The following is a 21,615-nucleotide window of genomic DNA, read 5'->3' as shown; positions in this document are numbered from 1 at the left end:
TCAGCCCTCCTCCCGTCCGAAGAGGCCCGCGGGCCGGACCAGCAGGACAATCGCCATTATGAGGAACACGATTATCGTCGAGGCTTCCGAATAGAACACCTTGGTCAGCCCCTCGACCACGCCGAGCAACAGCCCGGTGATCGCTGCGCCCGAGACCGAGCCCAGCCCCCCGATCACCACGATCGCAAAGACGATGACCACCAGTTCAGAGCCCATCGACGGGCTGACGTTCTGGATCGGCGCCGCCAGGACCCCGGCGAGCGCGGCCAACGCCACGCCGGCGCCATATGTCAGGGTCATCAGCAGTGGCACGTTTATTCCGAAGGCCTGGGTGAGCTGCGGCCGTTCGGTTGCCGCGCGCAGCTTGGCGCCCATGGAGGTTCGTTCGATCACCAGCCAGGTCGCCACGCAGATCGCCACCGCCGCGCCGATCACGAACAGCCGGTAAATCGGCATGAACATGAACCCGAGATTCACCGCCCCGCGCAGCTGGTCAGGCGCGGTGTAGATCTGACCGGACGAGCCGAAGGCAACGGTAAATCCACCTTCGACCACAAGCACCATCCCGAAGGTCAGGAGCAGCCCGTAGATCGGGTCGAGCCCGTAGATGCGGCGCAGGAGAAGCCGTTCGGCGACGATCCCGAGAAGGCCCACGACAAGCGGCGCGATGAAGATTGCGCCCCAGTAGCCGATCCCGAGGGTATCGAGCAGAAGGAACGACAGGAACGCGCCCATCATGAAGAATGCGCCGTGAGCGAAATTCACGACCTTTACGATCCCGAAGATGATGGCGAGGCCGAGGCTCAGGACGGCATAGAAGGCGCCGTTGACGATTCCGAGCATGATCTGCCCGGTCAGCGCAACAAGCGGCACTCCGAAAATCTCGATCATTTGCCCTCCCGCTCGACCGCCCCTGAACAGCGCGACCCGGCGCGCCGTTTTTTACTGTTAACCACTTTACTGTCGTGACAAAGCCCGAAACAATAGCCGCCATGCACGATAAACTATCTGAAACCCACATTGTCGGCGAGGACACGCATCAACAGATCGTCCGCGCGGAAGACTGCCCGTCGCTGGCCCGGCGGCTGGTGTCACATGTGGGCGTGGGCGACGCGGCGCCGCCCTACCAGGTGGTTCGGACGAACCTCAGCGGAGCTTACCTGCACGCCTGCCTTGGCGGCGAGGGCCGCATGCTGCTGGACGGTCGCTGGCGACCGCACCGCGCGGGGATGGTGACCCTCGCCCCGGCCCACGTGCTGCACGCCTTCCACGCGGTGCAGGGCAAGCGATGGCAATATTGCTGGGTCCGCTACATGCCGCAATCCCCACGGTCCGCGATCGAGGGGATGACCCCGCTGGTCACACGGGTGGATCCGAAGCCCCTGTCCGACGCGATCCTGGGCCTCTACCACGAGGTGAACAGCGGCGGCGACATCGCGGCGACAGCGCTCTGGATCGACCTGATCGAGCATTACGTGAAACGCTATACCGAGCCGCTGCGCAATGAGGAACGGCTCAGCAAGCTCTGGGCGAAGGTCACGGCCGACTTGGGTCACCCCTGGACGCTTGACCAGTTGGCCGTGATCGCAGGGATCAGCGGCGAGCACCTGCGCCGCCTTTGCCAGACCCGCCTGGGGCGCAGCCCGATGCAGCAACTGACCTATTTGCGCGTCCAGCAGGCTGCCCAGGTTCTGGCGACGACGGACCGGAGAGTAGAGGACGTGGCCTTCGAGGTCGGCTACCAGAACCCCTTCGCCTTTTCGAACACGTTCAAGCGGATGACCGGGTTCCGGCCCTCGCGGTTTCAGCGCGGCCGCAAGCCGCCCGAGGTGGAGGGGGAGTGAACCGTCTCAGGCGCTGAGCCGGGCGCTGATTCGGTCGAAATCTGCCAGAAGGGTGGCGTTGTCGAAGGTTTCTGCCACGTGGCCGCGGTCAATGACATAGTGCCGGTCAGCTATGGTGGATGCAAACCGCACGTTCTGTTCGACCATCAGGATGGTATAGCCGCGTGCCTTGAGGTCTGCGATGGCGGCGCCGATCTGCTGAACCACGACAGGGGCCAGCCCTTCGGTCGGTTCGTCCAGAAGCAAGAGCCGCGCACCGGTGCGAAGGATGCGACCGATGGCGAGCATCTGCTGCTCGCCGCCCGACAGTTTGGTGCCTGGGCTGCTCATCCGGTCCCTGAGGCCGGGGAACAACGTCAGGATCTCGGTCACGCTCATCCCGCCCTTGGCCACGACGGCCGGGAGGACGAGGTTTTCCTCGGCTGTGAGGCTGGCGTAGATGCCCCGATCCTCGGGACAGAAGACAACGCCGGTACGGGCAATTCGATGCGACGGCAGGCCGACGGTCTCGGTTCCGTTGATGACAATCGAGCCTGCCCGGCGGGAGGTCATGCCGACGATGGCACGCAGGGTCGTGGTCTTCCCCGCGCCGTTGCGGCCGATCATGGTTACCAGCTCGCCGGCGCGGACGGTCAGGGCGATGTCGTGCAGGGCCTGGCTGGGCCCGTACCAGGCCTGAAGGTTCGCGATGTCCAGAACCGTGTGCGTGGCGGCCTCTGCTTGTGCCTCAGACATGGCTGCCCCCCAGGTAGGCCTCGATGACGTCTTCGTTGGCGGCGATGCTGGCATAATCGCCCTGGGCCAGAACGCGACCGCGGGCCAGCACGGTCACCCCGTCGCAAATTTCGGACACGATGCCGAGGTTGTGCTCCACCATCAGGACCGAGCGGCCCTGCGCGGCATCGTGGATCAGGCGGGTGACACGGTCCACGTCTTCGATCCCCATACCCGCGGTGGGTTCGTCCAGCAGGATCACTTCCGGTTCCAGCGCAAGGGTCGTTGCGATTTCCAGTGCCCGGCGGTGGCCATATGAAAGGTCGCCGGCCTCGACCTTGGCCAGGTGGGCGATGCCGACGCTGTCGAGATGCTCCAGCGCCCTGTCGCGGTTGGACGCAAGGGCGGATTTGCGGACCCAGAAGTCGTAGGATTCGCCACGCCGGCGTTGCAGGGCGAGCATGACGTTCTCGAGCGCCGTCATGCTGTTGAACACCGCAGAGATCTGGAAAGACCGTACCAGGCCCAACCGTGCGATGGCACTCGGGTCGAGCGCAGTGATGTCGCGGCCGTTGAACCGGATCGTGCCCTTGCTTGGCGTCAGAAACTTCGTGAGAAGGTTGAAGCAGGTGGTCTTGCCCGCGCCGTTGGGGCCGATGAGCGCATGGATGCTGCCCCTGCGAAGCGCGAGGTCGACGCCGTCAACGGCCGTGAAGGCGCCGAAACTCTTCGTGAGGCCCTGGGCCTCCAGCACGTTGGCTGTCATTGGGGCAGTCATGGATGTCTCGCAGGAGCGTATGGTGATGCCGGGCCGCAAGGGGCGGCCCGGCCTTTCTCACCGATTTTATCAGCCGTTCTCGCCCGTCACCAGATAACAGGTGCTCTGGTCCAGGGGGCGGAAGGCATCTTCGGCCGGGATGGTGGACACCGCCTTGAGGTAATCCCACTCGCCCTGGGCCTCGTCGGGCGTCTTGACCTTCCACAGGTACATGTCGTGCATCATCCGGCCGTCTTCACGGATGTAGCCATCCGTTGCAAAGAAGTCGTTGATCGGCATGGAGCGCATCGCCTCGGACACGGCGCCGGACTCGTCCGTGCCGGCCTGTTCGATCGCGCGCAGATAGTGCATGGTGGAAGAGTAGTTCGCGGCCTGGCTCATGTTGGGCATCGACCCGACCCGCTCGAAGTAACGCTTTGCGAACTCTCGCGATTCCTCGTTCATGTCCCAGTACCAGGCGTTGGTCAGCATCAACCCCTGCGCGGCCTCGAGCCCGATGGAATGGACATCGTTGATCCACAACAGCAGGGCGGCCAGCGTCTGGTTCTGGGTCAGGCCGAACTCGGCGGCGGCGTTGATCGCGTTGACCGCGTCACCGCCGGTGGACGCGATGCCGATGATCTCGGCCCCGGACGACTGCGCCTGCAGCATGTAGGACGAGAAGTCGCTGGCCGATAGCGGGTGACGGGCGGAGCCCAGCACCTTGCCGCCGGCAGTCTCGACGACCTCGGTCACCTGTTCCTCGAGACCGATGCCGAAGGCGAAATCGACGGTCAGAAAGTACCAGGACAATCCGCCATCCTCGACCACCGCCTTGCCTGTGCCATGGGCGAGGGAATAGGCGTCATAGGCGTAATGAATGGCATAGGGCGAGCAGGCGTCGTTCGTGATGCCGATGTTCGAGGCACCGTTCACGATGATGTGGCGCTCGGCCTCCTTGGCAACGGCCGCCACGGCCAGGGCCGCGCCGGAGTTGGACAGGTCATTGATCATGTCGACGCCTTCGACGTCGAACCATTCGCGTGCCTTTGCGGCGGCGGTGTCGGCCTGGTTGAGGTGGTCGGAGAAGATCACCTCGATGGGGGCGCCGAGGACTTCGCCGCCGAAATCCTCGGCGGCCATGCGCACTGCTTCGACCGCGCCCTCCCCGGCGAGATCGCTGTAGATGCCGCTCATGTCGGTGAGCACGCCGATCCGGACGACATCGTCCGAAACCTGGGCTTGCGCGGCAACCGCGGCGGTAACACAGGCACATGACGCCATGAGACGCCCTATCATTTTACGCATTCTTTCCTCCTCCTCAGGTTGGAATATCGTTTTGGTCCAGTAGTGTTTTCCACTATCTTACCGCCTCGGAGGCCAGTCACAATGTGTATTACACAAGATAAAATATCCAAAATGCACATCCTTGACTGACACTGCGCCCACCCGATCCCCACCCCCTCCCCTGCCCCGATCGCGTGCGTGTCAGGCCTGCGCCCCGTGGCCGGGGCCCGGGCGTCGGAGAGGGCCGGTTTCTGCGGAAAGACCCGCGGGCCAAGGGCGGGGACCGGCGGGAGCGGGCCGGGCGGGTCGCTTTCGCCGGTTTGGCGATTCGATGGTTAACGGCCTTGTTCTGCTGGGAGGCCGACGTCGGTATCACGTCGGTATTTTGTCGGTATCACGTCGGTATCGGCGTCGGCAGGCGGGGAGGTTGATGTTGCGTACAGCGCGCAACACGCAAGATGTGGGCCCCGGTGCAACATCGCGAAACGGCGGGACGGGCGGTCATCCGTGCATCCCGGGTGGACCGCCCGGCGCGGTCCCGCGATCGGGGCTGTCCCGGGCAGGTTTCGGGGCAGCGGGCGCGCCTTGGCACGGTTTGCCGGCCCGCGGTTCGCCTAGGGCCCCTTGCGGAAAATCCGGGTCGCGTTGAACATGTCTTCGAGCGCTTCGATGCGGTCCTTCGAGGCGTCCCACCTGCGGCGCTGTACCTCTGCCACGAGCGCCTCGATCACGAGGTTCATGGCGATGGTCGAATCCCAGCTCGACGGCACCTCGACCAGTGCGTTCACGACGTGGTCTGCCTGTTTCGATACCGGCGAGCCCCATTGATCGGTGAACAGGATGATCGTGGCGCCGCGCTCTTTCGCCAGGTGGGCGAGCCGCTCCAGGTCGCGCTCGTACCGGCGGATGTCGAACAGGATGAGGACCGAGTCCTTGTCGATGTCGAGAAGGAATTGCGGCCAGACGTTCGGCGACTGGCTGAGGAGCGTCACGCCGGGGCGAATGATCTGTAGGTGGTTGAAGAAGTAATCGGCATTCGACCGGGTGATCCGCCCGCCGGAGAGGTAGAGCCGGTTCCCGGGAGAGGCGAGGATGCGGCCGATGGCGTCGAATGTCTTCGGGTCGAGCCGCTCGATCGTGCGGTTGAGGTTGTCGAAGACCGCCTCGGCGAATTCGCGAAAGGCCGGCGATGTGCGCCGTTGCTTTTGCCAGCCGTCCGATTTCAGCATCGGGCGCTTGATCTGTGCCGCCGCTTCCTCGCGGAGCGCCTGCTGCATGTCGGAAAAGCCCTCGAACCCGAGCTTGCGGGCCAGCCGGATGACCGTGGGGGTCGACACCTCGGCCGCCTCGGCGAGGCGGGTCACGGATTGCAGCCCGGCGACCGGGTAATCCCGCATCAGGACATTCGTGATCTGCCTTTCGGCCTGTGTCAGGTCGGCCCTCTGATCTTCTATGCGATCCTTGACGATGAGCTTTCCCAAGGGCCTGCCCCGAAAATGAAGTGATTGGTACAAGTAACATTAGCGGCGTACCATAGTCTACAATATTTCCTTGACAGGGCCGGCCCGCGACGTAGCAATGGACCGTGTGGACACCGCCGACACACATACGGAACCGGTCTTCAGGATCGATGTTGCCCCCTATCGGGTGTACGGCGCCGACCGGCCCCGGCAGGTTCTTGTCGTTTGCGAACACGCATCGGCACATATCCCGGCAGAGCTTGACGACCTGGGGCTGGAGCCGAGGCATCGGCACAGCCACGCGGCCTGGGATATCGGCGCGGAGGCGTTGTCGGCGCGGCTTGCCGAAAGGCTGGAGGCGCCGCTGATCGTGGCCGGGCTTTCCCGACTGCTGCTGGACCTCAACCGCCCGGTCGGCGCGCCGGACAGCATCCCGTCCCTGGTCGAGGTGGTCGAGGTGCCGCGGAATCGCGACGTGCCGCAATCGGAGCGGGAGGCCCGGGCCGCGGCGCTGTACCATCCGTTTCACGGGGCGGTCGAGGACAGGCTCGACGCCATGCAGGCGCCGGTGCTGGTGACCGTGCACAGTTTCACGCCGGTCTGGCACGGAACCCCGCGCGAGACACGCATCGGCCTGCTGCACGATGCCGATCCGGCGCTTGCCCGGGCGATGCTGGCACACGGGAACGACAGGGCGGGCGTAGAGCTGAACGCCCCCTATTCCGCCGCCGACGGCGTGACCCACACCATCGCCCTACACGGAACCGCGCGGGGCATCCCGAACGTGATGATCGAGGTCCGGAACGACCTGCTGGGGGACGAGGCCGGAACCGAGGCGATTGCCGACGAGCTGCTGGAGATGCTGCTTCCCGCCATCGAGGAGGTCGCATGACTGGCGTGGTCACCGGCGGGATGCTGCGATACGTGCGCATCGTCGATCCGTTCAATCGCGCGATCGGGCGCATCGTCATGTACGGCATCCTTGTGATGATGGGCATCCTGCTCTGGTCGTCGATCACGAAGACCTTCTTCCTGCCCTCGCTCTGGACGCTGGAAATGGCCCAGTTCGCAATGGTGGCCTACTATATTCTCGGCGGGCCCTACGCGGTGCAGATGGGCTCGAACGTGCGGATGGACCTGTTCTACGGCGAATGGACGGACCGCCGAAAGGCGCAGGTGGATACGCTTACGGTGCTGTTTCTCATCGTCTATCTCGGCTTTCTTCTGTGGGGCGGGTGGGACAGCCTGATGTATTCGCTGAAATATGGCGGCGAGCGCAGCCCCACGGCGTGGCGGCCCTATCTGTGGCCGATCAAGTCGATCATGGTGCTGGGGCTTTTCCTGATGCTGTTGCAGGCGGTCAGCGAGCTGTTCAAGGATGTCCTGCGGCTGCGGGGACATGACATGGGCCCCAAGGACGCCGACGCCGATGCGCGGCCCGGAACCGGACCGGAGACGCGCTGATGCCCTATGAAGCCATTGCGCTGCTGATGTTCGCGTCGATGATGCTGATGCTGTTCACCGGGCAGCGGGTGTTCGGCGCCATCGGCTTTGTCGCGGTGATGGCGGCGTTTTTCCTGTGGGGCGACCGGGGCGGTTACGACCTCGGCTTCTCGGCGGCGATGAAGGTGATGAAGTGGTATCCGCTGCTGACGTTGCCGATGTTCATTTTCATGGGCTATGTCCTTTCGGAAAGCCGCATCGCGGACGATCTCTACAAGATGTTCCACGTCTGGATGGGCGGGCTGCGGGGCGGCCTGGCGGTGGGCACGATCGGGCTGATGGTGCTGATCTCGGCGATGAACGGGCTTTCCGTCGCGGGCATGGCCATCGGCGCCACGATCGCGCTGCCGGAGCTGTTGAAGCGAGGGTATGACAAGCGGATGGTCACCGGGGTCATACAGGCGGGATCGTCGCTCGGCATCCTTGTGCCGCCTTCCGTGGTGCTGGTGCTCTACGCGATGATCGCGCGCCAGCCGGTGGGCCAGCTCTGGCTGGCGGGGGTGTTGCCCGGCCTGATGATGGCGGCGATGTTCATCGTCTATATCGTCATCCGCTGCCGCATCAATCCGGCGCTCGGCCCGACACTGCCGCCCGAGGAGCGGGCGCTGCCGATGGGCGAGAAGCTTCGGCTTCTGTCCGCGGGGCTGCTGCCGCTGGGCATCTTCTTCGTGATGATGGTGCCCTTCGTGAACGGGTGGACATCGCTGGTGGAAAGCTCGGCCATCGGCGCGCTGGCGGCCGTTGTGGCCGCCGTGCTGAAGGGGCGGATGACGCGGGCGGTGTTCGAGACCTCGGTGCGCAAGACGCTGGGGATCACCTGCATGTTCATGTGGATCATCCTGGCGGCGCTGGCCTTTGGCGCGGTGTTCGACGGGCTTGGCGCGGTGCGCGCCATCGACGACCTGTTCACCGAGAGGCTGGGGCTTTCGCCCTGGATGATCCTCATCCTGATGCAGCTTTCGTTCATCGTGATGGGCACGTTCCTGGACGATACGGCGATGCTGGTGATCGTGGCGCCGCTCTACGTGCCGCTGGTCGATGCGCTGGGGTTCGATCTGATATGGTACGGGGTGCTGTACACGATCACCACGCAGATCGCCTACATGACGCCGCCGTTCGGCTATAACCTGTTCCTGATGCGGGCGATGGCGCCGCCGGAGATTTCGCTGCGGGACATCTACAACTCGATCCTGCCGTTCGTGCTGGTGATGGTGGCGGCGCTCGTCATCGTGATGGCGCTTCCGGAGATCGCGCTGTGGCTGCCGGCGCAGGTGTATGGTTTTTAACTGATAAGACCCCGCGCAACGGGGCGCTCAACCCGAAGCCAACAAGGAGACAAGACCATGACGACACGACGCAAGTTCCTTCAGACCGCCACGCTTGGCGCGGCCGCGGCGCCGCTTGCCGCGCCCGCGATCGCGCAGTCGACCATCACCTGGCGGCTGCAGACCTATGCCGGCCCGGCGCTGGCGGAGCACGTTCTCGATCCGGCGATCGAGATGTTCAACAAGATCGCCGGCGACCGGATGCAGATCGAGGTGTTCTATGCCGACCAGCTGGTGCCGACCGGCGAGCTGTTCCAGGCGCTTCAGCGCGGCACGATCGACGCGGTCCAGTCGGATGACGACTCGATGGCGTCGCCCACGGAAGTGACGGTGTTCGGCGGCTATTTCCCGTTCGGTTCGCGCTATTCGCTGGACGTGCCCGTGCTGTTCGACCGTTACGGCCTGAAGGAGATCTGGGACGAGGAGTATTCCAAGGTCGGCGTGAAGCACATCTCGGCCGGCGCCTGGGACCCCTGCCACTTCGCGACCAAGGACCCGATCAACAGCCTCGAGGATCTCAAGGGCAAGCGGGTCTTCACCTTCCCCACGGCCGGGCGGTTCCTGGCCCAGTTCGGCGTGGTTCCGGTGACGCTGCCGTGGGAAGACATCGAGGTGGCGGTGCAGACCGGCGAGCTTGACGGCATCGCGTGGTCCGGCATCACGGAGGATTACACGGTCGGCTGGGCCGATGTGACCAACTACTTCCTAACCAACAACATCTCGGGCGCGTGGATCGGGCATTTCTTTGCCAACATGGACCGCTGGAACGAACTTCCCGAGGATCTGCAGACGCTGTTCATGGTGTGCTGCGAGCAGTCGCATTACTATCGGCAGCACTGGTACTGGGGCGGCGAGGCCGACCTGCGGGTCAATGGCACGAAGATGGAGCTGACCACCATTCCCGATGCGGAATGGGCCACGGTCGAGGCTGCCGCGCGCACCTTCTGGGACGAGATCGCCGCGGAAAGCGAAACCAAGGCGAAGGTGGTCGAGATCTTCAAGAAGTACAATGCCGACATGGAACGCGCAGGCCGCCCGTATCGCTATACCTGATCCGGTTACAGCCTGAACCGAACATCGCGGGGGACCCGACAGGGCCCCCTGCCCCCCCCTTTCCCAACCAGGATTTTCGAATGTCTGCCAATCTCACGCTCGAGACGCTCAGGGACGAGGCCGCAAGCGGCGCGCTCGATACCGTTCTGGTATGCCTCGTGGACATGCAGGGGCGCCTGATGGGCAAGCGTTTCCACGTGTCCAACTTTCTTGAAAGCGGGCACGAAGAAACCCATTGCTGCAACTACCTTCTCGCGACCGATATCGAGATGGAAACGCCCGACGGCTTTGCCGCCACATCGTGGGAGAAGGGATATGGCGACTATGTCATGAAGCCCGATCTTGCCACCTTGCGGCGCCTGCCCTGGCTGGAGGGCACGGCGATGGTGATCTGCGACCTGATCGACCACCACACGCACGAGCCGGTGCCGCATTCGCCGCGCCAGGTGCTGAAGGCGCAGGTGGCGCGGGCGCAGGAGATGGGCTTTACCCCGATGATGGCCACCGAGCTGGAATTCTTCCTGTTCGAGAAGTCCTTCGACGACATTCGGAAATCCGGTTTCCGCGATCTCGAACCGCTGGCGGGCTATAACGCGGATTACGCGATCCAGCTATCCACCAAGGACGAGCACGTCATGCGGCCGCTGCGCAACGCGCTTTTCGGCGCGGGCATCCCCGTGGAGAACACCAAGGGCGAGGCCGAGGCCGGGCAGGAGGAACTGAATATCCGTTACGCGGATGCGGTCCTGGCCGCCGATCACCACACCATCGCCAAGCAGGCGACGAAGGAAATCGCCATGCAGCACGGCCGTTCGGCCACGTTCCTGGCCAAGTGGCATCACGCACGGGTGGGCAGCGCGGCGCATATCCACCAGTCGCTGATGGCGGCCGAGGGCCCGGCCTTTCACGACGCGGGCGCCGACCTGACGATGTCGGCCACCATGCGCTCTTACGTTGCGGGGCTGCTGAAGTATTCCACCGACATGACGTTCTTTCTTGCGCCCTACGTGAACAGCTACAAGCGTTTCCTGCCGGGCACCTTCGCGCCCACCAAGATCGCCTGGTCGATCGACAACCGGACAGCCGGCTACCGGCTGGTCGGGGACGGCACCAAGGGTGTCCGGATCGAGTGCCGCATTCCGGGTGCGGACATGAACCCCTACCTTGCCTGCGCGGCCCAGCTTGCCGCCGGCCTGACCGGGATCGAGGAGGGGCTGGCGCTTGATGCGCCGGTGAACGGCGATGTCTACAGCATGCGGGACGTGCCCGACATTCCCCACACGCTTGGCGCCGCGACCGAGGCGCTGCGGCATTCCGAGATGCTTCGGAAGACAATGGGCGACTGGGTCGTCGACCACTATACCCGCGCGGCGGAAGTGGAACAGGAAGCGTTCGACGCGGTCGTCACCGACTGGGAAGTCGCCCGCGGATTTGAAAGGGCCTGACATGACACGTGTGGATCTCATCTCTCCCATCGACGGTTCGGTCTATCTGAGCCGGGACATCCTGGACCGGGACGCGGCGTTTGCGGCGGCGGACCGGGCCCGCAAGGCGCAGCCCGACTGGGCCGCGCGCCCGCTGGAGGAGCGTATCGCGCTGGTGCTGAAGGCCAGGGATATCGTCGGCCAGACGACGGACCGCATGGCGCTGGAGCTTGCCTGGCAGATGGGCCGCCCGGTGCGCTATGGCGGCGAGTTCGGGGGGTTCGACGAGCGCCTGAGCCACATGGCCGAGATCGCGCCGGGCTGCCTGGCCCCGGACGTGATCGAGGACAGCGACGCATTCCGCAGGATCATCAAGCGCGAGGCGCATGGCGTGGTCCTGGTGGTCGCGCCGTGGAACTATCCGTACATGACGGCAATCAACACGGTTGCGCCGGCGCTGATCGCGGGCAACACGGTGATCCTGAAACATGCCACGCAAACGCTGCAGGTGGGCGAGCGCCTGGCCGAGGCCTTTCACGAGGCCGGCGTGCCGGCGGAGGTGTTCCAGAACGTCGTGATCGACCACGACACGACAAGCGCGCTGATTGCCGGGCGAAAGGTGGATTTCGTGAACTTCACCGGGTCCGTCGGCGGTGGCCAGGCGATGGAGCGTGCGGCGGCGGGCACCTTCCTGCCGGTTTCGACCGAGCTTGGCGGGAAGGACCCCGGCTATGTGCGCGCCGATGCCGATCTCGACGCGGCGGTCGAGACGCTGATGGATGGCGCGGTTTTCAACGCCGGCCAATGCTGTTGCGGGGTCGAGCGGATCTATGTGGCCGAGCCGCTGTTCGACGCCTTCGTCGAGAAGGCGACGGCCTGGGCCGAGGCGCAGGTGCTGGGCAACCCGCTGGACGCGGAGACGACGCTTGGGCCGATGGCCAATATCCGCTTTGCCCGCGAGGTGCGCGCGCAGGTGGCCGAGGCGCTGGCGGACGGGGCCGTGGCGCATGTGAAGACCAAGCCCGCCGACGATGGCGAGGGGGCTTATGTCACCCCGCAGGTGCTGACATGTGTCAGCCACGACATGCGGGTCATGCGCGACGAGACTTTCGGCCCGGTTGTCGGCATCATGCCCGTGCAGGGCGATGACGAGGCCATCCGCCTGATGAACGACAGCCGCTTCGGCCTGACCGCGTCGATCTGGACGCGCGACGTGCAGGCGGCCGAAGCGCTCGGGGCGCGGCTGGAAACCGGGACGGTGTTCATGAACCGCTGCGATTATCTCGACCCCGCGCTGTGCTGGACCGGCTGCAAGGAGACCGGGCGCGGCCAGGGATTGTCGACGCTTGCCTACCAGGCGCTGACACGGCCGAAATCCTACCATCTGCGGAGGTCGTGACCGCGGGGCCGGCGGTGACGGGCCCCGGGGCTATCGCGCGTTGCGGGTCAGCGCCTCGGGGAGCCATGTCACGAGGTCGGGGAAGATCGCGAAGAGGATCAGCACCAGTACCTGGATCAGGAAGAACGGCACCACGCCGCGATAGACCTGGCCGATGCCGATGCCCGCGGGCAGCACTCCCTTGAGATAGAACAGCGTGTAGCCGAAGGGCGGGGTGATATAGGCCATCTGGGCGGTGATCATGAAGAGCACGCCGAACCAGAGGGGATCGAATTCGAGCGCCGCGACGATCGGCAGGAAGACCGGCACGCAGAGCAGGATGATGCCGATCTCGTCGAGGAACAGGCCGAGGAAGATCAGCACCAGTACCATGGCCCCGAGGATGACCCAGCGCGATGCGTCGAGGGTTTCGACGAAGGTCAGGAGGGAATCCGCCCCGCCCGTGGCCACGAAGACCGAGATGAAGGCCCGTGCGCCGATGGTGATCCAGAGGATCATGGCGGTCACGCGCAGGGTGTCGGTTGCCGCGTCGGACAGCATGGGCAGCGACAGCCGGCGCGTCACGATGGCGGAGGCGGCGGCGCCCAGTACGCCGACGGCGGCGGCCTCGGTCGGGGTGGCGATGCCGGCATAGATCGACCCGAGCACGCCCACCACCACCAGCCCCGGCAGGATGAGCGCCTTGAGCTTGGAGAGTTTCACCCGCAGGGGGAGCGAGACGGTGTCGGACGGGATGGGCGCCAGCGAGGGGTTGAGCCAGGTGCGGACGAGCACGTAGAGGGCGTAGCTTCCGGCGAGGATCAGGCCGGGGACGATGCCGGCGGCGAACATCTTGCCGATCGAGATCTGCGCGGTGATCGCGTAGACGATGGTCACCACCGAGGGCGGAATCAGGATGCCGAGCGTGCCGCCCGCGCAGATCGCCCCCAGCGCCAGCGGCGGGTGGTAGCCGCGCGACAGCATGGATGGCAGGGCGAGGATGCCCATGGCGGCGACGGCGGCGCCGACCACGCCGGTCATGGCCGCAAGGATGGTGCAGATGGCGATGGTGCCCACCGCGAGCCCGCCGTTGACGCCCGAGAACCATGCCTCCATCGCGTCGTAGAGCGCGTCGATGATCGCCGATTTCTGCAGGATCGAGGCCATCAGCACGTAGAGCGGAATGGCCATCAGCGCCTCGGAGGTCATCGTGTCGAAGGTGTTCAGCACCGCCACGATCAGGGCCGAGGGCCCCCAGAGGAGGATGGTCGAGATGAAGGCGATGGCGCCCAGCACGAAGGCCAGCCCCGCGCCGGACAGCATGAACACCACCAGCGAGGTGAACATGAAGAGAAGTATCAGCGAGCTTTCCATCACGCGGCTTCGGCGGGTTCGGTGGGTTCGGTGGGCCGGGAGATCAGGACCAACTCGGCCAGGGCCTGAAGCACAAGCAGCAGCGCGGCCAGCGGCAGGAAGGCCTTGGCGGGCCAGACGACCGGGTTCCAGGCCGAATAGCTGGTCTCGCCATAGGTGAATGATTGCAGGGCGAGGGGCACACTGAACCACAGCAGGATGGCCCCGAAGACCGCCGCCAGCAGGAAGCCGATGATCTTCAGAACCGCGGCGGGCCGGCCGGTGGCCTTTTCGGAGACGATATCGACCGCCACATGTCCGCCCAGATGCAGCAGGTAGGGCCCGCCGAGCAGGAAGAAGGGCCCGAAGACGAGCGTGGCCAGTTCCGGGGCCCAGGAGGTGGGTGCCTGCAGAAGATAGCGCGACAGCACTTCCCAGAGCATCAAGAGAACGATGCCGTAGACCAGCCACTTGGCCAGCGAGAACATCAGCCGGTTCAGCGCGGTCACGCTCCGGGCGAGGGCAATCATGGGGTCATCTCCGAGGCTTGCGGGGGCCGCGCCGATGGCCGGCGCGGCCCCCGTCTGGTATCAGAGCAGGCGAAGCTCTTCCATCAGCGACATCTGGCTTTCCATCATGCGCGTGGCGAGTTCGTCGTCGCCCGCGGCCTTCTTCCAGCTTTCCACGGCCGAGGCGCGGGCCTGGGCCACGTCTTCGGCCGCGAAGTCGACGATCTCGACGCCGGCTTCACGGTACTTCTCGAGGTACTCGCCGTTGTCGACGATGATGTTCTGGCGCAGGGCGCCGGAGACTTCGCGTGCCGCGACTTCGAGCGCCGCTTTCTGCTGGTCGTCGAGCTGGTCATAGGCGGCGGTGTTGGCGACATAGGCCGTGGCCGTCGATGGCTGATGCACGCCGGGCAGGATCAGGTACTTGGCGACCTCGTGCAGGCCTTCCTCGTAATTGGCCTTGATATCGCCGCGGTCGGCGAAGTCGATCAGCCCCTTGTCGAGGGCCGAATAGACCTCGGCCGTGGGCAGCGGCGAGACGGAGACGCCGAAATCGGCCATCACGGCGGCGGCGAGCCCCACGAACCGGCCCTTGAGGCCGTTCATGTCGGCAATGCTGCGGATCTCGACCTTGGAGTGAATGGGCTCTTCGCCATAGACGGTGGGGGCGACATAGGTCAGGCCCGCCGGCGCATAGCTTTCGCGGGCCATTTCGAGCCCGTCGCGTTCGTAGAACCATGCCTCGTACTGGTCGGCCTCGGGGAAGCCGAAGGGGACGGTCGAGGAGAAGCCATGCGCCTTGATCTTGCCGGCGGTGTAGCCGTCGAAGGTTTTCATCATCTGGAAGGCGCCGCCGCGCACGGCGTCGAAGGCCTGGGCCGCGGGCACGATCTGGCCGCCGGAAAACGGCGTGATCTCGAGCGAGCCGCCGGTGAGCTGTTTCACCCGCTCGCAGAATTTTTCTTCGTAGAGCATGGGGGTGGTGCCGCCGCCCCAGAGCGCCTGCATGCGCCACTGGGTCGTGCCCTGCGCGCGGACGGCGCTGGCCGACACGATGGCGGGGGCCGCCAGCGCGCTGGCGGCGGTGAGGCGCAGCATGTGGCGCCGTGTGGTCTTGGTCATGGTAGGTTTCCTCCCTTTGGTTGGTATCAGTCGGTGCCGTCGAGCACCTGCTTTGCGCGGCCGACGCTGACGTCGCCGGCCGCGACGATGGCCTTGGCGACCCTGTCGATGTCTGCCCCGCCGGCCCCGGCGGTGATGGCGATGTTGCGGGCATGGAGGGCCATGTGCCCGCGCTGTATCCCCTCGGTGGAGAGGGCGCGCAAGGCGGCCATGTTCTGGGCCAGCCCGACGGCGGCGGTGACCTCGGCCAGCTGCTGTGCCGAGGTGATCTGCATCAGCGCGAGCGCGGCCTGGGCGGCGGGGTGCGTACGGGTGGCGCCGCCGACGATGCCGAGCGCCATGGGCAGCTCCAGCGTGCCGACGAGGTGGCCGTCACTGGCGATTTCCCAGGTGGTGAGCGAGGTATAGCGGCCCGAGCGCGCGGCATAGGCATGGGCGCCCGCCTCGATCGCGCGCCAGTCGTTGCCGGTGGCGACGACGACGGGGTCGATGCCGTTCATGATGCCCTTGTTGTGGGTGGCCGCGCGGTAGGGGTCGACCATGGCGAGCGCGCAGGCCTCGACCATGCCGCGGGCGACGTCGGCGCCCTTGAGGGTCCTGGTGTCGAGCGCGGCGGGGGCGAGGCGGACCGAGGCGGTCACGAGGCGGCGGTCGGCGAGGTTCGAGAGGATGCGGAGGCGGACGGTGCCGCGGGTGATCTCCTCGATGCGGGGGGCGACCATCTCGGCCATGGAGTTGACGGTGTTGGCGCCCATGGCGTCGCGGACATCGACCAGCAGGTGCAGGACGACCATCGGGCCGATGGGGCTTTCGGAGAAGACCTCGACCTCGATCCCCTTGCAGCCGCCGCCGAGGCCCACGAGCACGGTGTCGCGGGAATTGGCCATGCCGATCAGCTCGTCCTCGTGGGCCAGCAGCGCGGCGCGGGTGCCCCAGGGATCGGTGACGCGGATGACCTGGACCTGGGCGCGCATGATCGGCGGGGTGGCACGCACGGTGAAGCCGCCGCCGGGACGGGCGAGCTTGGCCATGTAGGAGGCCGCGGCGATGACGGAGGGTTCCTCGACCACCATCGGCACGAGGTAGTCGCGGCCGTTGACGAGGAAGTTGGGCGCCACGCCGAGGGGGAGCTCGAACGTGCCGATGACGTTCTCGATCATGCCGTTGGCGACGGTGAGGGGCAGCGTGCCCTCGCCCGCGAGGGCCGCCGCGCCCGAGGGGTCGAGCCCGGCCGCCGCGACGACGGCCTTGCGGCGGTCGGCGGGGTCGAGATCGCGCAGGCCGGGGATACGGGAATCGAGTGCGGTCGGCGTGCCGCGGGTCGCGTCTGTCATGAAGGCTCCTCCATCCTTGGCGCCGACCATCGGGGAAAAAATTTCGGATGTATTGGTACAGTTTCGGAAAATATCGGTATCTGTACCCGTCTCGAAACGGATACAGATCAGCGCATGGCCCAGAGCAAGACCGACCGGATTTTCCAGACACTCCGCCAGCGGATCGAGAGCGGCGAGCTTGCCGAGGGGGCGAAGCTGATGTCGCTCCGGCAGGCGTCGGACCGGTTCGGCGCGTCGAAGAACGTGATCGTCACCGTCTATGACAGGCTGGTGGCGCACGGGCTGGCCCGGTCGCGGCGCGGCTCTGGGTTTTACGTGACGCGGCTGGCGCCCAGCATTGCCGAGCCCACCAACCTGCGCGAGGCCAGCGATACGGTGTCGCTGCTGCATGTCCAGCTTGACCGGCCCTACACGGTGCTTGCGGGCGACGGGCGACCGCCGGAATCGTGGATGATGACGACCATGCCGGCGATCACCCTGCCGGCGGGCGAAGGCGGCTATGGTTCGCCCCACGGCCTGCTGGCGCTGCGGGAGTGCATCGCGGCGGCGCAGGTGGCGGCGGGCATCACTGCCACGCCGGCGCAGATCGTCACCACCTTCGGCGCGAACCATGCGCTGGACCTGGTGATCCGCCGCTTCACGCGGCCGGGCGATACCGTGCTGGTGGACGATCCCGGGTACTATCCGCTTTTCTCGAAGCTCAAGCTGGCGGAGGTGAAGTTCGTGGGCATTCCGCGCACGCCCAGCGGGCCGGACCCGCAGAGCCTCGAAGCCGCGGCGCAGAAACATCGGGCGCGGCTGTTCTTCACGCAGTCGCTGGCGCAGAACCCCACCGGCTGTTCCATCGACCTGCCGAGCGCGCATGCCATCCTGAAGGTTGCCGACCGGTACGAGATGCTGGTGATCGACGATGACCCGTTCATCGACCTGCCCGGTGTCCGGGGCACGCGGCTGGCGGCGCTGGACCAGTTCCGGCGGGTGATCCAGATCGGCAGCTATTCGAAGATCCTGTCGCCGTCGCTGCGCTCGGGCTTCCTGATCGCCGAGCCGGAGATCGCGGCCAGCATCGCCGAGTTGAAGATGATCCTGGCGGTGAACAGTTCGAGCCATACCGAGCGGCTGATTGCCGAGGTGATCCGGTCGCGCCGGTTCGAGAAGGTGCGCACGTCGCTGCGCCGGCGGCTGGACCGGGAGCGGGAGGACGGGGTGGAGCGGCTTGAACGGCTGGGCTTCCGCCAGTTCGCGCCGCCCGATGGGGGGCTTTACGGGTATGTGCACCTGCCCGAGGGGCTTGACGACATGGAGGTGTCGCACGCGGCGGCGCAGAAGGGGATCCTGCTGGCGCCGGGCAGCCTGTTCCGGGTGACCGGGCGGTCGGAGCGGCCGTCGATGCGGGTCAACTGGAGCCGGGTGCAGGACAGCCGGTTCTATTCCTTCCTGCGCACGCTGGGCTGAGACCGGGGGCCCGGCGCGCGGTCAGGCGCGTTTGGCCCGCCAGCGGCGGATCAGCGGCCAGAGCAGTATGCCGGCGGTCACGAGGAAGAGCACCAGCGCGATGGGGCGCTCGAAGAAGGCGAGGAAATTGCCACGGGTCAGCACCAGCCCCTGGCGGAGGGATTGCTCGATCATCGGGCTGAGCACCATGCCGATGACGAAGGGCGCCACCGGCATTCCGGCCAATCGCATGAACACCCCCGCGACGCCCGCGCCGAGCGCAATCCACACGTCGAGCATGTTGCCGCGCACGCCGTAGGCGCCGAGGGTCGAGACGATCAGCACCATGGCGATGAGCAGCGGTTCGGGGATGCGCAGGACCTGGGTGAAAAGCGGCGCGCCGAGGGCGCCGGTGGCGAACATGATCAGGTTGATGACGATCAGCAGGGCGAAGATCGCGTAGACCAGTTCGATGTTCTGGGTGAAGAGCTGGGGGCCGGGCGTGACGCCCTGGATGATGAGCGCGCCCAGCATGACGGCAGTGACCGGATCGCCCGGCACTCCCAGCGCCAGGGTCGGGACGAGGGCCGAGCCGGTCACGGCGTTGTTGGCGCTTTCGCAGGCGACGAGGCCGTCGGGCTCTCCCTTGCCGAAATTGTCGCGGCGTTTCGAGGTGCGGCGCGCCTCGGAATAGGCGATGAAGGCCGCGGTGGCGGCGCCGGTGCCCGGCAGGGCGCCGACGAAACAGCCGATCACCGAGCCGCGCGCCAGCATGCCGAGGCGGCTGCGCCATTCTTTCAGCGGCGGCAGGCGGAAGCCCACGCGGATCTTTTCGCGGGCGGCGGAGGGGTCGATGCGGGCCGCGCGCAGGAACATCTCGGAATAGGCGAAGAGGCCGACGATGACCGGGATCAGGGTGATGCCGGCGCTGAGTTCGAAACTGTCGAAGGTGAAGCGCAGGTCGCCGGTGACCGGGTCTGCGCCGATGGTGGCAACCAGCAGGCCGCAGGCGCCGGACAAGAGGCCCGGCACCATCGCCCCTGCAGAGACCCCGGCAATGCAGGTCAGGGCGAAGACGCCGAGGGCGAAATACTCGATCGGCGTGAAATTGAGCGAGAAGGCCGCGAGCCACGACCCCGCCAGCATCAGCACGAGGACCGAGAACAGTCCGCCCAGCGTCGAGGCGGAGGTCACCCAGCCGATGGCTATGTCGGCATCGCCGCGCCGGGCCATGGGGAAGCCTTCCATCGCGGTGGCCGCCGATTGCGGCGTGCCGGGCGTGTTGAGGATGATGGCGGTGATCGAGCCGCCATAGACCGAGCCGCAATAGACCCCGAGCATGAGCGCCAGCGCCGGCACCTGCGGCATGGAGAAGGTGAAGGGCAGCACCATGGTCAGCCCCACCACCGAGCCGAGACCCGGCAGGACGCCGACGAGGACGCCCACCACCGTGCCCGCGACCATGCAAAGCAGCGCGAGCGGCGTCGCGATCTCGCCCAGGGTTCCGAGGATCAGCTCCATGCGTTTGGTCCTTCGTCTTGGGGTAAGGTGTCTGCTTGCATGTGTTCAGAACCCGTCGAACCACGGCGAGCGCGGCAGGATGATGAGGAAGGCGTTCTCGAACAGGTACCAGACCGAGAGGCAGAAGACCGCCGCGACGAGGGCTGTGACGGCAAGCCGCCGGTAGCCCAGGAAGAGCGGCGCGAGGCAGGCGAAGAGCAGGCTGGAGATCAGGAAGCCCGCCAGCGACAGGCCCAGCGCGTAGGCCGCGACGGCGAGGATCAGCCCCGTCGCGCGGCGCAGCCCAGCGCCCGAGGGCACGGGTTCGTCCGTGGGAACCGGGCGCAGGACCAACAGCAGGCCCAGCAGCGCCACGGCGGCGAGGATGAAGCGTGGGTAGAAGAACGGCCCCCGCCCCTGGCTGGCCCGGGCGAAGGCGCTGATTTCCGCGAAGGTCTGCGAGAACAGCAGCGCGGCCAGGGCGAGGATCGCCAGGGCCACGCCGATCGCGATGGCGCGCCCGCCGGGCGGGTGTGTCGGGTCGGTGTCATGCGTCTTCATCTGCATCTCCTGTTACCGCGCACGCCGCGCCCGGGGGGCGCCCCCCGCGATCATTCGGCCAAGAGGCCCGCCTTTTCCAGCAGTCCGCGGTTGCGGTCGTACTGCTTTTTCACGAAGGCCTCGAAATCGGCGCCGTTCATGTAGGCCGTGGGCTGCTGAAGCTGGTCCATCCGCTCCTGGAAGGGGGCCGAGGAGATCGCCGCCTCGCAGGCGGTTTCGAGCGCCGTGACCTGTTCCGCCGGGGTGCCCTTGGGCGCGACCAGCCCGCCCCAGATCGGGATGTCGAGGTCATAGCCCTGTTCCATCGCCGTCACCTCGTCGGGCATGGTGTCGAGCCGCCCGTCCTTGAGGATCGCCAGCGAGCGGAGCTGGTCGGCGTTGCTGTAGAGGAAGGAGACGTGGGGGATGAAGAGGTCGGCCGTGCCGTCGAGCAGCGCCTTGAGCGCCGGGCCGTCACCGTCGACCGGCAGGAAGGTCATCTCGATCCCTGCCGCGTCGGCCAGGGCCAGCCCCGCGACGTGGGGGATGGAGCCGATGGCCTGGACGGCGAAGGTGAGATCGCCGGGGTTTTCCTTGGCGTGGGCCACGAGGTCTTCCAGCGTTTCGAACTCGGAATCCTTGCCGACGGCGATGGCGGTGGGGGCCGAGTAGGCGAGGCAGATATATTCGAAGCTGTCGACCGAGTAGGGCAGCTTGCGCAGGTGGGTCTGGGTGGTCAGCGGGCCGACCGGGGCCATGGCGATGGTGCGCCCGTCGGGCCGGGCGCGGGCGGCCTCGGCCACGCCGATGGTGCCCCCTGCCCCGGCAGTGTTCTTGACCACCACGTTGGCGCCGAGGGAATTGGCCATCTCCTCCTGCATGGAGCGGGTGGTGATGTCGGTGCCGCCGCCGGCCGAGAACGGCACGACGATGGTGACCGACTGTGCCGCGGCGGTGCCGGCGTGGAGCAGCGCGGCGGCGATGGCGCCGGCCGCGAGTGTTCCGGTTGCGAATTTCCTGATAGTCATGGTTTCCTCCTGAACCTTGTCAATGATGCGGCCCTGCCCCCCGTCGTAAC

The 21,615-nt window shown here is 66.3% G+C and carries 20 protein-coding genes; 8 read left to right on the top strand and 12 right to left on the bottom strand.

Translation table 11 applies throughout. The annotated features are described in order from the left end of the window. Positions 1 to 891, bottom strand: a complete 891-nt coding sequence (locus ACO07J_RS04120; RefSeq protein ID WP_422026595.1) for a branched-chain amino acid ABC transporter permease — start codon at positions 889 to 891, stop codon at positions 1 to 3. A 101-nt stretch (positions 892 to 992) separates the two neighbouring features. On the opposite strand from ACO07J_RS04120, the gene ACO07J_RS04115 reads away from it, so the two are divergent. Beyond that, entirely contained in the window at positions 993 to 1,844 is an 852-nt protein-coding gene (locus tag ACO07J_RS04115) for an AraC family transcriptional regulator (RefSeq protein ID WP_422026593.1), read from the top strand. A 6-nt stretch (positions 1,845 to 1,850) separates the two neighbouring features. Here the strand turns inward: ACO07J_RS04115 and ACO07J_RS04110 are convergent, their stop codons facing one another. The 4 genes from ACO07J_RS04110 to ACO07J_RS04095 all read right to left on the bottom strand — a co-directional run bounded on the left by ACO07J_RS04110 (position 1,851) and on the right by ACO07J_RS04095 (position 6,083). Then, complete coding sequence (locus ACO07J_RS04110) at positions 1,851 to 2,579, bottom strand: ABC transporter ATP-binding protein (RefSeq protein WP_422026591.1); 729 nt, start codon at positions 2,577 to 2,579, stop codon at positions 1,851 to 1,853. After that, positions 2,572 to 3,336, bottom strand: coding sequence for an ABC transporter ATP-binding protein (locus ACO07J_RS04105; protein WP_422026589.1), 765 nt, complete (start codon positions 3,334 to 3,336; stop codon positions 2,572 to 2,574). The genes ACO07J_RS04110 and ACO07J_RS04105 overlap by 8 nt, the downstream gene beginning before the upstream one ends. A gap of 69 nt (positions 3,337 to 3,405) precedes the next feature. Next, positions 3,406 to 4,623, bottom strand: coding sequence for an ABC transporter substrate-binding protein (locus ACO07J_RS04100; RefSeq protein ID WP_422026587.1), 1,218 nt, complete (start codon positions 4,621 to 4,623; stop codon positions 3,406 to 3,408). 593 nt (positions 4,624 to 5,216) lie between these two features. Further along, positions 5,217 to 6,083: a MurR/RpiR family transcriptional regulator gene (locus ACO07J_RS04095; RefSeq protein ID WP_422026585.1), complete on the bottom strand. Its 867-nt coding sequence runs from the start codon at positions 6,081 to 6,083 to the stop codon at positions 5,217 to 5,219. A gap of 97 nt (positions 6,084 to 6,180) precedes the next feature. Here ACO07J_RS04095 and ACO07J_RS04090 point away from each other — a divergent pair, with 97 nt between their 5' ends. The 6 genes from ACO07J_RS04090 to ACO07J_RS04065 all read left to right on the top strand — a co-directional run bounded on the left by ACO07J_RS04090 (position 6,181) and on the right by ACO07J_RS04065 (position 12,766). Continuing rightward, positions 6,181 to 6,954: an N-formylglutamate amidohydrolase gene (locus ACO07J_RS04090; protein WP_422026583.1), complete on the top strand. Its 774-nt coding sequence runs from the start codon at positions 6,181 to 6,183 to the stop codon at positions 6,952 to 6,954. Further along, a complete protein-coding gene (locus tag ACO07J_RS04085) occupies positions 6,951 to 7,526 on the top strand; it encodes a TRAP transporter small permease subunit (protein WP_422026581.1) in 576 nt (191 codons plus the stop codon). The genes ACO07J_RS04090 and ACO07J_RS04085 overlap by 4 nt, the downstream gene beginning before the upstream one ends. Next, the gene (locus ACO07J_RS04080; protein WP_422026579.1) at positions 7,526 to 8,851 is read left to right on the top strand and encodes a TRAP transporter large permease; all 1,326 of its coding nucleotides are present in this window, start codon (positions 7,526 to 7,528) and stop codon (positions 8,849 to 8,851) included. Before ACO07J_RS04085 ends, ACO07J_RS04080 begins: the two co-directional genes overlap by 1 nt. A 57-nt stretch (positions 8,852 to 8,908) precedes the next feature. Next, entirely contained in the window at positions 8,909 to 9,943 is a 1,035-nt protein-coding gene (locus tag ACO07J_RS04075; RefSeq protein ID WP_422026577.1) for a TRAP transporter substrate-binding protein, read from the top strand. Positions 9,944 to 10,023: 80 nt separating this feature from the next. Further along, positions 10,024 to 11,388, top strand: coding sequence for a glutamine synthetase family protein (locus ACO07J_RS04070; RefSeq protein ID WP_422026575.1), 1,365 nt, complete (start codon positions 10,024 to 10,026; stop codon positions 11,386 to 11,388). Between the two features lies 1 nt (position 11,389). Continuing rightward, on the top strand, positions 11,390 to 12,766 hold the full coding sequence (locus ACO07J_RS04065; RefSeq protein WP_422026573.1) for an aldehyde dehydrogenase family protein: 1,377 nt from the start codon (positions 11,390 to 11,392) through the stop codon (positions 12,764 to 12,766). 30 nt (positions 12,767 to 12,796) lie between these two features. Here the strand turns inward: ACO07J_RS04065 and ACO07J_RS04060 are convergent, their stop codons facing one another. The 4 genes from ACO07J_RS04060 to ACO07J_RS04045 are packed head-to-tail and all read right to left on the bottom strand — an operon-like array spanning position 12,797 to position 17,063. Continuing rightward, on the bottom strand, positions 12,797 to 14,119 hold the full coding sequence (locus ACO07J_RS04060) for a TRAP transporter large permease (RefSeq protein ID WP_422026571.1): 1,323 nt from the start codon (positions 14,117 to 14,119) through the stop codon (positions 12,797 to 12,799). Further along, the gene (locus ACO07J_RS04055; RefSeq protein ID WP_422026569.1) at positions 14,119 to 14,628 is read right to left on the bottom strand and encodes a TRAP transporter small permease subunit; all 510 of its coding nucleotides are present in this window, start codon (positions 14,626 to 14,628) and stop codon (positions 14,119 to 14,121) included. Before ACO07J_RS04055 ends, ACO07J_RS04060 begins: the two co-directional genes overlap by 1 nt. 60 nt (positions 14,629 to 14,688) lie before the next feature. Beyond that, a complete protein-coding gene (gene dctP / locus ACO07J_RS04050; protein ID WP_422026567.1) occupies positions 14,689 to 15,729 on the bottom strand; it encodes a TRAP transporter substrate-binding protein DctP in 1,041 nt (346 codons plus the stop codon). A gap of 26 nt (positions 15,730 to 15,755) precedes the next feature. Beyond that, positions 15,756 to 17,063, bottom strand: a complete 1,308-nt coding sequence (locus ACO07J_RS04045) for a hydroxymethylglutaryl-CoA reductase, degradative (RefSeq protein WP_422026565.1) — start codon at positions 17,061 to 17,063, stop codon at positions 15,756 to 15,758. Between the two features lie 114 nt (positions 17,064 to 17,177). On the opposite strand from ACO07J_RS04045, the gene ACO07J_RS04040 reads away from it, so the two are divergent. After that, a complete protein-coding gene (locus tag ACO07J_RS04040; RefSeq protein WP_422026563.1) occupies positions 17,178 to 18,518 on the top strand; it encodes a PLP-dependent aminotransferase family protein in 1,341 nt (446 codons plus the stop codon). Between the two features lie 21 nt (positions 18,519 to 18,539). On the opposite strand, the gene ACO07J_RS04035 is transcribed toward ACO07J_RS04040, so the two are convergent. The 3 genes from ACO07J_RS04035 to ACO07J_RS04025 are packed head-to-tail and all read right to left on the bottom strand — an operon-like array spanning position 18,540 to position 21,565. Further along, positions 18,540 to 20,018, bottom strand: a complete 1,479-nt coding sequence (locus ACO07J_RS04035) for a tripartite tricarboxylate transporter permease (protein ID WP_422026561.1) — start codon at positions 20,016 to 20,018, stop codon at positions 18,540 to 18,542. Between the two features lie 45 nt (positions 20,019 to 20,063). Further along, complete coding sequence (locus ACO07J_RS04030; RefSeq protein WP_422026559.1) at positions 20,064 to 20,558, bottom strand: tripartite tricarboxylate transporter TctB family protein; 495 nt, start codon at positions 20,556 to 20,558, stop codon at positions 20,064 to 20,066. Between the two features lie 50 nt (positions 20,559 to 20,608). After that, the gene (locus ACO07J_RS04025) at positions 20,609 to 21,565 is read right to left on the bottom strand and encodes a tripartite tricarboxylate transporter substrate binding protein (RefSeq protein ID WP_422026557.1); all 957 of its coding nucleotides are present in this window, start codon (positions 21,563 to 21,565) and stop codon (positions 20,609 to 20,611) included. Positions 21,566 to 21,615: the final 50 nt, after the last annotated feature.

Origin of the sequence: Roseovarius sp., assembly GCF_965228755.1 — a bacterium.
GTDB lineage: Bacteria > Pseudomonadota > Alphaproteobacteria > Rhodobacterales > Rhodobacteraceae > Roseovarius.
This window is presented reverse-complemented; position numbering and strand designations above follow the sequence as displayed.

Bases quoted from the DNA above. Each gene is read 5' to 3' on its own strand.
- ACO07J_RS04120 (WP_422026595.1), bottom strand. From the start codon at position 891: ATGATCGAGATTTTCGGAGTGCCGCTTGTTGCGCTGACCGGGCAGATC.
- ACO07J_RS04115 (WP_422026593.1), top strand. From the start codon at position 993: ATGCACGATAAACTATCTGAAACCCACATTGTCGGCGAGGACACGCAT.
- ACO07J_RS04110 (WP_422026591.1), bottom strand. From the start codon at position 2,579: ATGTCTGAGGCACAAGCAGAGGCCGCCACGCACACGGTTCTGGACATC.
- ACO07J_RS04105 (WP_422026589.1), bottom strand. From the start codon at position 3,336: ATGACTGCCCCAATGACAGCCAACGTGCTGGAGGCCCAGGGCCTCACG.
- ACO07J_RS04100 (WP_422026587.1), bottom strand. From the start codon at position 4,623: ATGCGTAAAATGATAGGGCGTCTCATGGCGTCATGTGCCTGTGTTACC.
- ACO07J_RS04090 (WP_422026583.1), top strand. From the start codon at position 6,181: ATGGACCGTGTGGACACCGCCGACACACATACGGAACCGGTCTTCAGG.
- ACO07J_RS04085 (WP_422026581.1), top strand. From the start codon at position 6,951: ATGACTGGCGTGGTCACCGGCGGGATGCTGCGATACGTGCGCATCGTC.
- ACO07J_RS04080 (WP_422026579.1), top strand. From the start codon at position 7,526: ATGCCCTATGAAGCCATTGCGCTGCTGATGTTCGCGTCGATGATGCTG.
- ACO07J_RS04075 (WP_422026577.1), top strand. From the start codon at position 8,909: ATGACGACACGACGCAAGTTCCTTCAGACCGCCACGCTTGGCGCGGCC.
- ACO07J_RS04070 (WP_422026575.1), top strand. From the start codon at position 10,024: ATGTCTGCCAATCTCACGCTCGAGACGCTCAGGGACGAGGCCGCAAGC.
- ACO07J_RS04065 (WP_422026573.1), top strand. From the start codon at position 11,390: ATGACACGTGTGGATCTCATCTCTCCCATCGACGGTTCGGTCTATCTG.
- ACO07J_RS04060 (WP_422026571.1), bottom strand. From the start codon at position 14,119: ATGGAAAGCTCGCTGATACTTCTCTTCATGTTCACCTCGCTGGTGGTG.
- ACO07J_RS04055 (WP_422026569.1), bottom strand. From the start codon at position 14,628: ATGATTGCCCTCGCCCGGAGCGTGACCGCGCTGAACCGGCTGATGTTC.
- dctP (WP_422026567.1), bottom strand. From the start codon at position 15,729: ATGACCAAGACCACACGGCGCCACATGCTGCGCCTCACCGCCGCCAGC.
- ACO07J_RS04045 (WP_422026565.1), bottom strand. From the start codon at position 17,063: ATGACAGACGCGACCCGCGGCACGCCGACCGCACTCGATTCCCGTATC.
- ACO07J_RS04040 (WP_422026563.1), top strand. From the start codon at position 17,178: ATGGCCCAGAGCAAGACCGACCGGATTTTCCAGACACTCCGCCAGCGG.
- ACO07J_RS04035 (WP_422026561.1), bottom strand. From the start codon at position 20,018: ATGGAGCTGATCCTCGGAACCCTGGGCGAGATCGCGACGCCGCTCGCG.
- ACO07J_RS04030 (WP_422026559.1), bottom strand. From the start codon at position 20,558: ATGAAGACGCATGACACCGACCCGACACACCCGCCCGGCGGGCGCGCC.
- ACO07J_RS04025 (WP_422026557.1), bottom strand. From the start codon at position 21,565: ATGACTATCAGGAAATTCGCAACCGGAACACTCGCGGCCGGCGCCATC.